Raw genomic sequence first — 13,802 nt, 5'->3', positions numbered from 1 at the left:
CCAGCGTCGCCGGTTGGCGCGGGCATGACTGCCACCCGCTACCCCTTGCTCGCCAATCCGCACATCCGCCTGTCGGGTCCGGTCGACCAGCTGATGTACACCAACTTCCGCCAGCAGCTCGACGCCTGCCCGGACGAGGGGACGATCGTCATCGCGCTGACGACGCTCGGCGGCGACCCCGAGGTCGCGCGGACGATGGCCGACGATATCCGCTTGCTCGACGAGCATGACGGGCGCGAGATCCTGTTCCTCGGTAAGGTCGCGGTCTATTCGGCCGGCGCGACCTTCATGGCGGCGTTCCCGGTCGAGCGCCGGTTTCTCACGCGGCACACGCGGCTGATGATCCACGAGCGCAAGATCTCGAAGACGATCACGCTCGATGGGCCACTGCGGATGGTGGTCGCGTCGATCAAGGCGGCGCTCCACGAGGTCGAGCATTCGATCGAGATCGAGGAAGAGGGCTTCCGCGCGATCGTCAAGGACAGCCAGGTCGATTTCGAGGAACTGCGCGAGAAGGCGCCGTCGAACTGGTATATCGAGGCCGAGCAGGCGCGCGATCTCGGGCTGGTGCTCGACGTGATTTGAGGGCTTGCTCCCCTCCCGTTAAGCGCGCGCGAGAGCGATGCCGCGGCTGGGACAAATTGCCCACCCTCTTTCAATTGCATGCTGCAATGCAGAGCTAGGGTTTGCGGCCCGCGCTCACTCTGTGTACGAGCGGTCGCAAACCCGGCGCTCTTGGGCGCTACGCATCACGGAAACGAGACAGCGATGGCCGAATTCTCCCTTCCCGCCAATTCGAAGATCAAGAAGACCGGCACGGTGCACAAAGCGGCATCGGACGCGACTCGGATCAAGAACTTCAAGATCTATCGCTACGATCCCGATGCCGGCCAGAACCCGCATTACGATACGTTCGAGGTCGATCTCGATTCGTGCGGCCCGATGGTGCTCGACGCGCTGATCAAGATGAAGTCCGAGCAGGATTCGTCGCTCACCTTCCGCCGTTCGTGCCGCGAGGGCATTTGCGGATCGTGCGCGATGAACATCGACGGCACCAACACGCTCGCTTGCACCAAGGCGATCGAGGACGTGAAGGGCGAGATCCGCATCACCCCGCTGCCGCACATGGAAGTGATCAAGGATCTCGTCCCCGATTTCACGCACTTCTATGCGCAGTACGGCTCGATCAAGCCGTGGCTGCAGACCGTCACCCCGCCGCCCTCGGGCAAGGAGCGGCTCCAGTCGCCGGCCGAGCGCGAGAAGGACGGCGTGCCCGAGCTATTGGTGGAATTCGGACAAGTTCCTGGGCCCAGCGATCCTGTTGCAAGCCTATCGCTGGCTCGCCGACAGCCGCGACGAGATGACCGGCGAGCGTTTGGACGAGCTCGAGGATCCGTTCCGCCTGTATCGCTGCCACACGATCATGAACTGCGCGAACGTCTGCCCCAAGGGTCTCAACCCCGCCAAGGCGATCGCCGAGATCAAGAAGATGGAAATCGAACGCGTCGTTTGATTTTTCTCCCTCTCCCTCCGGCCGAGGGAAGGGGCTCCGCCAACGGCGTGGGAAGGGTGAGGGTGACGCGGGCGATATCGCGCAGCACCCTCATCCGGCGCTTCGCGCCAGCTTCTCCCACCGGGAGAAGGATTTGAGGGATCACCTCGCGGTAACTGCAGCTCCGTGGGAATCCATGTGAGGTGCGTTACGGAATGACCGACATCCTCAAGCGCTACGCCGCGCTCCTCGCTTCGGGCGAGCTGAAACCCGATCCCGAGCAAGCCGCCGCCGCCCAGCGCCTCGCCGATCTCGCGACCGCGCTCCAGGCCACCCCAAAACGCGGCTCCACGCTGTGGCGCGTGCTCGGACGCAAGCCAGAGCCGCCGCGCGGGCTCTACATCTGGGGCGGGGTGGGGCGCGGCAAGTCGATGCTGATGGACCTGTTCTTCGACAGTCTCGACATCCGCCGCAAGCGCCGCGTCCATTTCGCCGAATTCATGCTCGAAGTGCACCAGCGCCTCGCCGCCGAGCGTGCCAAGGAACTCGGCGACCCGATCCCGCCGCTCGCCAGAACCTTTGCCGAGGAAACGCGCCTGCTCGCGTTCGACGAGATGATGGTCACCAACAGCCCAGACGCGATGATCCTGTCGCGGCTGTTCACGCATTTGCTCGACGAGGGCGTGACCGTGGTGACCACTTCGAACCGCCCGCCCGCCGATCTCTACAAGAACGGGCTCAACCGCGAGCATTTCCTGCCGTTCATCGCGCTGATCGAGCAAAAGCTCGACGTGCTCGCGCTCAACGGCCCGACCGATTACCGCCGCGATCGCCTGGGGCAGGTCGACACCTGGCTCGTCCCCAACGGCCCGCAGGCGACCGCGACGCTATCGGGCGACTTTTTCCGCCTCACCGATTTCCCGGTCGAGGACCGCGCCCACGTTCCCTCCGAAGAGATGATCGTCCAGGGCCGCACGCTCCACGTTCCAAAGGCGCTCAAGGGTGTCGCGGTCTTCAGCTTCAAGCGGCTCTGCGGGGAGGCGCGCGGTGCCGCCGACTACATCGCGATCGCGCGGCGCTTCCACACCGTGATCCTCGTCGGCATCCCCAAGCTCGGCCCCGATATGCGCAACGAGGCGGCGCGATTCGTCGCTTTGATCGATGCGCTGTACGAACATAAGGTCAAGCTGCTCGCCGCCGCCGACGCCGAGCCGGCGCAGTTGTATGAGGCAGGCGATGGCCGCTTCGAGTTCGAACGCACGATCAGCCGCCTGGAAGAAATGCGTTCGGAAGCGTATCTCGCGCAAGGCCATGGCACCGACTGAGCGCTGTCGCGTTCATCCTAGGTACAGAGTGTAAGCCTGCCTAATTGCACTTGCGAATTAGTCGCAATACTGCTTGTTAACCCACTCGCCTTTACGGTTGCCCCGAGGCGCAAACCGGCCTAAGCCGCGCGCCATCTGCCCCGCCGCGCGTCCGCGGCCCCAATCACAACGCCCGGATGCGGGCGATAGTCGGAAGGATCCCAGATGGCTCGCAAGAAGATCGCGCTGATCGGCGCCGGTAACATCGGTGGCACGCTCGCGCACCTCGCAGCGCTCAAGGGTCTGGGCGACGTCGTGCTGTTCGACGTGGTCGAAGGCGTCCCGCAGGGCAAGGCGCTCGATCTCAGCCAGTGCTCGCCGGTCGAGGGCTTCGACGCCAAGGTCACCGGCACCAACGATTACAAGGACATCGCCGGCGCCGACGTGATTATCGTCACCGCTGGTGTCGCGCGCAAGCCCGGCATGAGCCGCGACGATCTGCTCGGTATCAACCTCAAGGTCATGAAGGCCGTCGGCGAGGGCATCGCTGCCAACGCCCCCGACGCGTTCGTCATCTGCATCACCAACCCGCTCGACGCGATGGTGTGGGCGCTGCGCGAATTCTCGGGGCTGCCGCATCACATGGTGGTCGGCATGGCCGGCGTGCTCGACTCGGCGCGCTTCAGCCACTTCCTCGCCGAGGAATTCGAGGTTTCGGTCAAGGACGTCACCAGCTTCGTGCTTGGCGGCCACGGCGACACGATGGTCCCGGTCATCCAGTATTCGACCGTCTCGGGCATCCCGGTCCCCGATCTGATCGCGATGGGCCGTTCGACCCAGGAGAAGATCGACGCGATCGTCAAGCGCACGCGCGGCGGCGGCGGCGAGATCGTCGCTTTGCTCAAGACCGGTTCGGCTTATTATGCGCCCGCCACCAGCGGTATCGCGATGGCCGAAGCCTATCTCTACGACCAGAAGCGCGTCCTCCCGGCAGCGGCGCACCTCACCGGCCAGTACGGCATCGACAATCTCTATGTCGGCGTTCCGGTGGTGATCGGTGCGGGCGGCGTCGAGCAGATCGTCGAGATCGCACTCGACGACGAAGCCAAGGGCAACCTCTCGGTCTCGGTCGACGCGGTCAAGGAACTGCTGGTCGCGTGCAAGGCGATCGACGGGTCGCTCAACTGATTTTTCTGCCGGTGGTGCGCTGATCGCACCACCGCTTTCTCCCAACAGGAAGAACGCTGCATGAGCATTCTCGTCGACAAGAACACCAAGGTCATCACCCAGGGCATGACCGGTGAGACCGGCAGCTTCCACACCAAGGCGGCGCTCGAATACGGCACGCAGATGGTTGGCGGCGTGACGCCCGGCAAGGGCGGCACCACCCACCTCGACCTGCCGGTGTACGACACCGTCGCCGAGGCTGTCGCCAAGACCGGCGCGACCGCGTCCGTGATCTACGTTCCGCCCCCCTTCGCGGCCGATTCGATCCTCGAGGCGATCGACGCGCAGGTTCCGCTGATCGTCACGATCACGGAAGGGATTCCGGTGCTCGACATGGTTCGCGTCAAGCGCGCGCTGTCGGGTTCGAAGTCGCGGCTGATCGGCCCGAACTGCCCGGGCGTGCTGACGCCGGGCGAGTGCAAGATCGGCATCATGCCCGGCAGCATCTTCCGCAAGGGCTCGGTCGGCGTTGTCAGCCGTTCAGGCACGCTCACCTATGAGGCGGTGTTCCAGACGTCGAACGCTGGCCTTGGCCAGACGACCGCGGTCGGCATCGGTGGCGATCCGGTGAACGGCACGAACTTCATCGACGTGCTCGAGCTGTTCCTCGCCGACGACGAGACCAAGTCGATCATCATGATCGGCGAAATCGGCGGTTCGGCCGAAGAGGAAGCCGCGCAGTTCCTGCGTGACGAAGCCAAGCGCGGTCGCAGCAAGCCGATGGCCGGCTTCATCGCGGGCCGCACGGCGCCTCCGGGTCGTCGCATGGGCCATGCCGGGGCGATCGTCTCGGGCGGCCAGGGCGGCGCCGAGGACAAGATCGCGGCGATGGAAGCGGCGGGTATCCGCGTTGCGGACAGCCCCTCGGAACTGGGCACGACCTTGCTGGCAGTGCTGAACGGTTAATCTCGGGCGTCGCCCCGGCGAAGGCCGGGGCCGCTGCGTTACTGTTGCGCAGCGGTTGCCCCAAACACAGCGACCCCGGCCTACGCCGGGGTGACGAGGACTCGATATGGGCATTGAAGGCCAGGATTTCGCGGATGTTGCGGGCAGCGTAAGCCCCGCCTTCATCGAGTCGCTCTACGCGCGGTTCAAGGCGTCGCCCGACAGCGTCGAGCCGTCGTGGCGCTCCTGGTTCGAAGGCCTCGAAGGCTCGACCGAAGGCGCTTCGTGGCAGCAGGCGAACTGGCCGCTCTCCTCGACCGACGATCTCACCTCGGCGCTCGACCCGACCCAGATGGAGCCCGCGCCCAAGCCCGCGCGCGGTGGCGCCAAGCCAGCTCCCGCCGCGGCGGCTGTCCCGGCGCCCTCGCAGGACGCGATCCTGCGCGCCGCGAGCGATTCGATCCGCGCGATGATGCTGATCCGCACCTACCGCGTGCGCGGCCATCTCGCCGCCAATCTCGATCCGCTCGGTCTGTCGACGCGCGACATGCCCGATGATCTGAAGACCGAATATCACGGCTTCTCCGACGCCGATATCGACCGCAAGGTCTATCTCGGCGGCGCGATGGGGCTCGAATGGGCGACGATCCGCGAGCTCGTCGACACGCTGCGCACCAACTATTGCGGCAATGTCGGCCTCGAATACATGCACATCGCCGACGTTGAAGAGCGTCGCTTCCTGCAGGACCGCATGGAAGGCAAGGACAAGGCGATCGAGTTCACCGACCTCGGCAAGAAGGCGATCCTCAACAAGGTGATCGAAGCCGAGCAGTGGGAACGCTTCTGCGGCAAGAAGTATGTCGGCACCAAGCGCTTCGGCCTCGATGGCGGCGAAAGCATGATCCCGGCGCTCGAGTCGGTCATCAAATATGGTGGCGCGCTCGGCATCAACGATATCGTCTTCGGCATGGCGCATCGCGGCCGCTTGAACGTCCTCACCAACGTGATGGCCAAGCCGTTCCGCATCATCTTCCACGAATTCGGCGGCGGGTCGGACAATCCCGACGACGTCGCGGGTTCGGGCGACGTGAAGTACCACCTCGGCACCTCGACCGACCGCGAGTTCGACGGGATCAGCGTCCATATGTCGCTGGTCGCCAACCCGTCGCACCTCGAGGCGGAAGACCCGGTCGTGCTCGGCAAGACGCGCGCGATCCAGACGATCGCGGGCGATCTCGACGAGCACAAGGCATCGCTCCCCGTCCTCATCCACGGCGACGCGGCGTTCGCGGGACAGGGGATCGTCTGGGAGTGCCTCGGCTTCTCCGGCATCCGCGGCTACAACACCGGCGGCTGCGTCCACTTCATCATCAACAACCAGGTCGGCTTCACGACGTCGCCGCAGTTCGCGCGTTCGTCGCCATACCCGTCGGACGTCGCCAAGGGCGTCCAGGCGCCGATCTTCCACGTCAACGGCGACGATCCCGAGGCGGTGACCTTCGCCACCAAGATGGCGATCGAATATCGCCAGAAGTTCCACCGCGACGTGGTGATCGACATGTGGTGCTATCGCCGCAACGGCCACAACGAGGGCGACGAGCCGTCCTTCACCCAGCCTTTGATGTACGACGTGATCCGCAAGCATCAGCCGGTCAGCGAAATCTATGGCGCCAAGCTGATCGAGCAGAAGGTGATCGACCGCGCGTGGATCGACGCCAATATCGCGCAGTTCACGACGCTGCTCGAAGGCGAGTTCGAGGCTGGCGCGACGTACAAGCCCAACAAGGCCGACTGGTTCGCCGGTCGCTGGTCGGGGCTGCACTCGCCCGCCGATTCGGAAAGCGCGCGCCGCAACGTCGAGACGGGCATCGAGCAGAAGCTGTTCGACTCGCTCGGCCGTACGCTGACGACGATCCCCGAGGGGCTGACCGTCCACAAGACGCTCAACCGCGTGCTCGACGCCAAGCGGGCGATGTTCAAGACCGGCGAGAATTTCGACTGGGCGACCGGCGAAGCGCTCGCGTTCGGCTCGCTGCTCTCTGAAGGCTATGGCGTCCGCCTGTCGGGCCAGGATTCGGGCCGCGGCACTTTCTCGCAGCGCCATGCGGTGTGGGTCGATCAGACCAACGAGGACAAGTATCGCCCGCTCTCGACGGTCGAGCATGGCCGCTTCGAAGTGCTCGACTCGCCGCTGAGCGAGTACGGCGTGCTCGGGTTCGAGTACGGCTATGCGCTCGCCGATCCCAAGACGCTGGTCCTGTGGGAGGCGCAGTTCGGCGACTTCATGAACGGCGCACAGATCATGATCGATCAGTTCATCGCGAGCGGCGAGGCCAAGTGGCTGCGCGCCAACGGCCTCGTGATGCTGCTGCCGCATGGCTATGAAGGACAGGGGCCGGAGCATTCGTCCGCCCGCGTCGAGCGCTTCCTGCAGCTCTGCGCGCAGGACAATATCCAGGTCGCCAACTGCACCACGCCGGCCAATTACTTCCACCTGCTGCGCCGGCAGATGCACCGCTCGTTCCGCAAGCCCTTGATCATCTTCACACCCAAGTCGCTGCTGCGGCACAAGCTGGCCGTGTCGAAGACCGCGGACTTCATCGGCGACAGCCACTTCCAGCGGATGCTGAGCGACCCTTCGGCGCCCGCCGATGTGGACGTGAAGCGCCTCGTGCTCTGCACCGGCAAGGTTGCGTACGATTTGATGGAAGCGCGCGATGCCGCGGGCGACCAGAACACGGCGATCGTCCGCGTCGAGCAGCTCTACCCCTTCCCGGGTGAGCCGCTGGTCGAGCGCCTGAAGCGCATGCCCAACCTCGAGACGGTGGTGTGGGCGCAGGAAGAGCCGAAGAACAACGGCGCGTGGACCTTCGTCGATCCGTTCATCGAGGAATGCCTGATCGAAGCGGGCGGCACGGTGCAGCGTGCGCGCTATGCCGGGCGTGCGGCCTCGGCCTCGCCGGCGACGGGCCTGATGAAGCGCCACCAGACCGAGCAGGCGGCGCTCGTCGCCGACGCACTCGGCCACAGCGTTCGCGAGGAAATTCGCCGGACGCGCAAGGTTTGATCGTTACCCCGGCTGCGCGAGCAGCCGGGCCTTCGTAATTTCGCGCAGCGCTTGATCGGCAAGCGTTGCGCACCTGGGCCCCGGCCTTCGCCGGGGAAGAGAAAAGAGGCTGATATGGCAACCGAAGTCACAGTACCGGTACTCGGTGAATCGATCACCGAAGCGACGCTCGGCGAATGGCTCAAGCAGCCCGGCGACAAGGTCGCGGTCGACGAGCCGATCGCCAGCCTCGAGACCGACAAGGTCTCGGTCGAAGTCCCGTCGCCCGTCGCCGGCGTGATGGGCCAGCACGCGGTGCAGGTCGGTGACACCGTCTTGGTCGGCGCCATGATCGCGACGATCGACGCAGGCGAGGGCGCGCCCGCCACCGCTGCCGCGCCGCAGCCCGCCGTGCTCCAGTCGCCCGCGGCTGAGGCCCAGGCATCGCCCGCCGCGACCGCCGGCCAGCAGGCGCCTGCCTCCGACCCGCGCGACACCCCCGCCGCGCTTTCGCCGTCGGTCCGCCGCGCGGTGCTCGAGCACGGAGTCGACCCCGCGACCGTCAAGGGCACCGGCAAGGATGGCCGCCTGACCAAGGACGACGTCGCCGCCGCTGCCGCCTCGACCCCGGCGCCCGCCCCGGCACCCGCCGCCGCGCCGCCGGTCTCGGCTTCGGTTGCTGCCTCGACCGGTCGCAAGGAAGAGCGCGTCCGCATGACGCGCCTGCGCCAGACGATCGCCAAGCGCCTCAAGGAAGCGCAGAACACGGCAGCGCTGCTGACGACCTTCAACGACGTCGACATGACCGCGGTCATCGAGGCGCGCGCGAAGTACAAGGATCTGTTCGAGAAGAAGCACGGCGTCCGCCTCGGCTTTATGGGCTTCTTCGTGAAGGCGGCGTGCCTCGCGCTCAAGGACATCCCCAGCGTCAACGCTTCGATCGAGGGCGATGAGATCGTCTATCACGATTATGCCGACATCTCGGTCGCGGTGTCGTCGCCGGGCGGGCTCGTCGTGCCGGTGGTGCGCGATGCCGATCAGATGTCGGTCGCGCAGGTCGAGAAGACGATCGGCGATTTCGGCAAGCGCGCCAAGGACGGCACGCTCAAGATGGACGAGATGAAGGGCGGTACCTTCACCATCTCGAACGGCGGCGTGTTCGGCTCGCTGATGTCGACCCCGATCATCAACCCGCCGCAGGCCGCCGTGCTTGGCCTGCACCGCATCGAGGACCGCGCGGTCGTCGTCAACGGCCAGATCGTGATCCGCCCGATGATGTACCTCGCTTTGAGCTACGATCACCGCCTGATCGACGGTCGCGAAGCGGTGACGTTCCTCGTCGCGCTCAAGAATGCGATCGAAGATCCGACGCGGATCCTGATCGACCTGTAATATCGGATCGCATCTACCCATATTCCGTTCGTGCTGAGCTTGTCGAAGCACTGTCCTTGTCTGTCGGACGGAAGAGAAGGCAGCCCCTCGGCAAGCTCGGGGCGAACGGAGTGACACATGGCTGACTACGATTACGACGTTCTCATCATCGGCTCGGGCCCCGGCGGCTACGTCGCGGCGATCCGCGCCGCCCAGCTCGGCCTGCGCACTGCCTGCGTCGAATCGCGCGAGACGTTAGGCGGCACCTGCCTCAACGTCGGCTGCATCCCGTCGAAGGCGCTGCTCCACGCGAGCGAGTATTTCGACGCCGCCGCCAACGGCACGATGGCCAAGCTCGGCATCAAGGTCACGCCCGAGCTCGACCTTCCGCAGATGCACGCGCAGCGGCTCGACGCGGTCAACCAGCTGACCGGCGGCATCGCCTTCCTGTTCAAGAAGAACAAGGTCACCTGGCTCAAGGGCCGCGGCGCGTTCGTCGACGCGCATACCGTCCAGGTCGGCGAGCAGACCGTCACCGCCAAGGACATCGTCATCGCGACGGGCTCGTCGGTCACCCCGCTCCCCGGCGTCACCGTTGACCAGAAGATCATCGTCGATTCGACCGGCGCGCTCGAGCTCGACAAGGTGCCCGAGCATATGGTCGTGATCGGCGGCGGCGTGATCGGGCTCGAGCTCGGCAGCGTGTGGCGCCGGCTCGGCGCGCGCGTCACCTGCGTCGAGTATCTCGACCAGATCCTTCCCGGCTTCGACGGCGATATCCGCAAGGAATCGAACAAGGTCTTCAAGAAGCAGGGCATCGAATTCAAGCTCTCGACCAAGGTCACCGGCGTCACCGTCAACGGCGACAAGGCGACACTGACGGTCGAGCCGTCGGCCGGCGGCCCAGCCGAGACGATCGAAGCGGATTGCGTGCTCGTCTCGATCGGCCGCCGTCCCAACACCGACGGCCTCGCGCTCGAGAACGCGGGTCTCTCGACCAACCCGCGCGGCCAGATCGACACCGATCACCGCTTCCAGACGAGCGTCCCCGGCGTATGGGCGATCGGCGACGTGATTCCGGGCCCGATGCTCGCGCACAAGGCCGAGGACGAGGGCATTGCGGTCGCCGAGAACATCGCGGGCCACACCGGCATCGTGAACCACGCGGTGATCCCGAGCGTGGTCTACACTTGGCCCGAGATCGCCGGCGTCGGCCTCACCGAGGAAGTCGCGCGCGAGCAGGCGACCAAGAACGGCGGCGAGATCAAGGTCGGCAAGTTCCCGATGGCGGGCAACAGCCGCGCCAAGACCAATCATGATCCCGACGGCTTCGTGAAGATCATCGCCGATGCCAAGTCCGACCGCGTGCTCGGCGTCTGGGCGATCGCGGTGCCTGCGGGCACGATGATCGCCGAGGCTGCGCTCGGCATGGAGATGGGCGCGACGAGCGAGGACATCGCCTACACCTGCCATGCGCATCCGACGCATAGCGAGGCGATCAAGGAAGCGGCGATGGCGGTGAGAGGGAAGGCGATCCACGTCTGAGGCTGATCGCGCCAAGCCGTAGCAAAGCTACGGCGCGGCCCCGCCGCGATCAGACCGGCCGGCGGCGCCCAAAGCGCCGACCGACGGCGTGGCTTTGCCACGCCGCTGCCAACTAGGAAGCCAACCGGCCACACCCCCGTTCCCCGGCGAAGGCCGGGGCCCAGTAGCAAGGGCGGAGGTAAGCGAGCGGTGTCGCGCGATCGTCGCCTCCAGCACGACTGGGCCCCGGCCTTCGCCGGGGAACGGCTCGGTTGCATCTGCTCGGTCGGCCCGCGCCCTTACGCCGTATCGCGCTGCGTAGCCCGCGCCCCAACCGTCAGCACCGCCGCCGCCCCCGCCGCGATCCACAGCGCGCCGGTCCCGTACGCCGCATAACACCGCGCGCCCGTGATCACCCCCGCGCCGAACCCCAGCCACAACCCAAGATAGCGCGCCCAGTCCCAGCGTGGTCCTTCGCCCATCAGCGCGGCGGCGAGCCCCTGGCCGATCCGCACCAGCGCGCCGGTCATGTAGGTCAGCCCGATGCTGACCTCGCCATCGCGCGTGAACACGCCGTTCTCCGCCCCCATCGCGGTCGCCAGCAGCAGCAGCGGCACGATGACCGGATGATATGGCGCAAACAGCGCCGCGCCGCCGAGCAGCAGCGTGACCAGCGCCATCACCGCGACGCGCTGATGGTGTGGCCGCGAACGTCCGATGATCGCCGCCGCCACCACGCCGCTGACGAAGCTCAAGATCAACCCCGCCCCGATCCGCGCATCGTGCGTCGCGCCGGTTGCCAGCGACACGCCGAGCCGCGTCGTGTTGCCGCTCATGAACGAAGCGAAGAAGCCGCCCATGCTCGAATAGGCGAGCGCATCGACGAACCCCGCCAACCCGGTGAGGCACGCTGCAAAGAGGAGGGTGGAGCGCTGATACCGTCGCATCGCGCGATCATGCCCGATGCCCCGCGCCGATGCCAGCGTCGCGCTCGCTGCGCAGGCGGAACGATCCGCGCGCACGGCGGTTTTCCCGCGCGTACCATCACGGTACGTGTCCAACAGGGGTTTCACATGAAGAAGACGATGATCGCGGCGCTGGCGCTGGTCGCACTCCCGCTCGCCGCATGCGGCGGCAATGGCGACGGCAAGCTCGCCAAGCAAGTCGAGAAGGCTGCCGACAACCGCGCCGACGCGATGGAGGCCAACGCCAAGGACCTCGAGGAGCAGGCCAAGCAGGAGCGCAAGACCGGCGACGAACGCGCCGACGCGATCCGCGCCGCCGATGTCAACGCAAGCGCGATGACGCCCGAACAGCGCGGCGAAGTCGTCGCCAACGAAGCGGCGGCCGTCCGCTGATCGCTGCGGCGCGCGACCCGGTGTCGCGCGCCGCATTCCCTCGCGCGCCTTGCGCGGGTAGAGCGCTGCGATGCCCTCGCAATTTCCCTGGCAATTCGGCTCTGCGCTGCCCTGGCTCGATCTGTTCGGGATCGCCGTGTTCGCGATCACCGGTGCGCTCGCCGCAATCCGGCATCGCCAGACGCTTGTCACCGCCACCTTCTTCGCGCTGATTACCGGGGTCGGCGGCGGATCGGTGCGCGACCTGCTGATCGGCGCGCCGGTCTTCTGGGTGCATGATCGCTTCGTCGCGGGGATCTGCCTTGCGGTCGCGGTGCTGGTGTGGACGACGCCCGAGCGCTGGTGGAAGGGCACTGCGCTCGACTGGCTCGATGCGGTAGGCCTGGCCGCCTATGCCGTGTTCGGCGCGGCGAAGGCGCTCGCATTCGGCATCCCGCCGGTGCCGGCGGCGCTGATGGGCGTGGTGACGGCGTGCATCGGCGGCGTCATCCGCGACGTGCTCGCGGGCGAGCCGTCGATCTTGATGCGGCCGGAATTGTATGTGACCGCGGCGGCGCTGGCGTCGGGGTCGTATGTCGTTCTGGTGAGCGCGGGCGTCGCGCCAAGCCTCGCCGCGCCGATCGCCGCTGCGTGCGGTTTTGCCCTGCGGGCTGCGGCCATCAGGTGGCGGCTGGCGTTGCCGGCCTATGGCAAGATCTGACGGATTTTCGAGGCGCCCGAGCGGCGCCTAACTCTAATACGGCAGGCGCCAGACAATTTTGCGCATGGCGTGCCGCACCTGTGGCGTTCCATCGACCCCGAGCGGGGGCTGATACCGGCCGCGCTTGCTGATCGCGCCGCAGGACGCGTCGTCCAACGCTTTTGATCCGCTCGACTGGACGACCCGACAATCGCCGACCTTGCCGTCGGTCCGTATGGTCCAGACGATGGTCGAAGTACCCTGTATTCCAGCCCCCACGGCCGATGAGGGATAATCGTCATTTGTGATCCACTGTGCAGGCGATGCACTACCGTTCGCCAGCGACGGCAAATCGCGCTCTGCCGGGTCGATCCCCCACTGGTGAAGCAGATCGTCCTGGCATGCCTTTAGCGCACCCGCTGCCCCCGACATCCCCGGTATGGCAAACGCAGTACGCGATCCATTCGCCAAGGTGACGGACAAGGATGACGAGCGCAGGATTTCGGTTGCCACATCCCCCTCGGTCGTGAGGGTCGTAATGGTCTGGTTCTTCTCCTTGATCTCGTAAACCGAGATATCGCTGTCGATCGTCCGGCCCGACGGTTGGAGCGTGAGCGTGCCTTTCATCGGACGGTATCGCGTCGTCTTCGCGCCTGGCGTGACGGTTACGACTTCGAGGCCTGAAGCAAGCGGCGAAGGATTGATGCCGAGCGCCATTCGCGCATTGCTTGGACCATAGTCGCGTGACAGGATGCACGCCGCATCGGCATATTCGACGGTCCATTTGCCGGTCGGCTGCAATGGCACGTCGGCGGGCGCGGGCCCCGCGAGCGCGAGCAGCGCCGCAATCAGCATCGTCTTCATCGCTTGCCCCCAAACCTTGTCGTTGCGAGTTTAACGCCCCATCTCGCCCCTG

11 protein-coding genes and 1 pseudogene are annotated in these 13,802 nt (G+C 66.2%); 10 read left to right on the top strand and 2 right to left on the bottom strand.

Annotated elements, in window-relative coordinates; all coding sequences use genetic code 11:
- The first annotated feature begins 24 nt into the window (after positions 1-24).
- From IE187_RS08075 to lpdA, 8 genes and pseudogenes are all read left to right on the top strand, one after another.
- A complete protein-coding gene (locus IE187_RS08075) occupies positions 25-585 on the top strand; it encodes a ClpP family protease (protein ID WP_189675821.1) in 561 nt (186 codons plus the stop codon).
- 183 nt (positions 586-768) lie between these two features.
- Positions 769-1,513: pseudogene (locus IE187_RS08070) on the top strand (succinate dehydrogenase iron-sulfur subunit).
- A 194-nt stretch (positions 1,514-1,707) separates the two neighbouring features.
- Positions 1,708-2,817, top strand: coding sequence for a cell division protein ZapE (zapE, locus tag IE187_RS08065; RefSeq protein ID WP_189675820.1), 1,110 nt, complete (start codon positions 1,708-1,710; stop codon positions 2,815-2,817).
- Positions 2,818-3,021: 204 nt separating this feature from the next.
- Positions 3,022-3,984: a malate dehydrogenase gene (mdh, locus tag IE187_RS08060; protein ID WP_133186470.1), complete on the top strand. Its 963-nt coding sequence runs from the start codon at positions 3,022-3,024 to the stop codon at positions 3,982-3,984.
- Between the two features lie 60 nt (positions 3,985-4,044).
- Positions 4,045-4,929 carry a succinate--CoA ligase subunit alpha gene (gene sucD / locus IE187_RS08055; RefSeq protein WP_010183864.1) on the top strand — a complete coding sequence of 295 codons (885 nt, stop codon included), beginning with the start codon at positions 4,045-4,047 and terminating at the stop codon, positions 4,927-4,929.
- A gap of 106 nt (positions 4,930-5,035) precedes the next feature.
- On the top strand, positions 5,036-7,975 hold the full coding sequence (locus tag IE187_RS08050) for a 2-oxoglutarate dehydrogenase E1 component (protein ID WP_189675819.1): 2,940 nt from the start codon (positions 5,036-5,038) through the stop codon (positions 7,973-7,975).
- Positions 7,976-8,089: 114 nt separating this feature from the next.
- A complete protein-coding gene (gene odhB / locus IE187_RS08045; protein WP_189675818.1) occupies positions 8,090-9,346 on the top strand; it encodes a 2-oxoglutarate dehydrogenase complex dihydrolipoyllysine-residue succinyltransferase in 1,257 nt (418 codons plus the stop codon).
- A gap of 117 nt (positions 9,347-9,463) precedes the next feature.
- Positions 9,464-10,870 (top strand): dihydrolipoyl dehydrogenase, encoded by a 1,407-nt coding sequence (gene lpdA, locus IE187_RS08040; protein WP_189675817.1) that lies wholly within the window; start codon positions 9,464-9,466, stop codon positions 10,868-10,870.
- A gap of 278 nt (positions 10,871-11,148) precedes the next feature.
- Here the strand turns inward: lpdA and IE187_RS08035 are convergent, their stop codons facing one another.
- Positions 11,149-11,871, bottom strand: a complete 723-nt coding sequence (locus IE187_RS08035; protein ID WP_229839303.1) for a YoaK family protein — start codon at positions 11,869-11,871, stop codon at positions 11,149-11,151.
- 51 nt (positions 11,872-11,922) lie between these two features.
- On the opposite strand from IE187_RS08035, the gene IE187_RS08030 reads away from it, so the two are divergent.
- Together IE187_RS08030 and IE187_RS08025 are read left to right on the top strand one after the other, a co-directional pair.
- Complete coding sequence (locus tag IE187_RS08030; protein ID WP_189675816.1) at positions 11,923-12,207, top strand: hypothetical protein; 285 nt, start codon at positions 11,923-11,925, stop codon at positions 12,205-12,207.
- A gap of 70 nt (positions 12,208-12,277) precedes the next feature.
- The gene (locus IE187_RS08025) at positions 12,278-12,907 is read left to right on the top strand and encodes a trimeric intracellular cation channel family protein (protein ID WP_189675815.1); all 630 of its coding nucleotides are present in this window, start codon (positions 12,278-12,280) and stop codon (positions 12,905-12,907) included.
- Positions 12,908-12,940: 33 nt separating this feature from the next.
- Here the strand turns inward: IE187_RS08025 and IE187_RS08020 are convergent, their stop codons facing one another.
- Positions 12,941-13,750 (bottom strand): energy transducer TonB, encoded by an 810-nt coding sequence (locus IE187_RS08020; RefSeq protein ID WP_189675814.1) that lies wholly within the window; start codon positions 13,748-13,750, stop codon positions 12,941-12,943.
- Between the last annotated feature and the right edge of the window lie 52 nt (positions 13,751-13,802).

Source organism: Sphingomonas glacialis (assembly GCF_014653575.1).
In the GTDB taxonomy this organism is placed as follows: Bacteria; Pseudomonadota; Alphaproteobacteria; order Sphingomonadales; family Sphingomonadaceae; genus Sphingomonas; species Sphingomonas glacialis.
The sequence above is the reverse complement of the archived record's forward strand: the minus strand, read 5'-3'. Positions and strand labels throughout refer to the sequence as shown.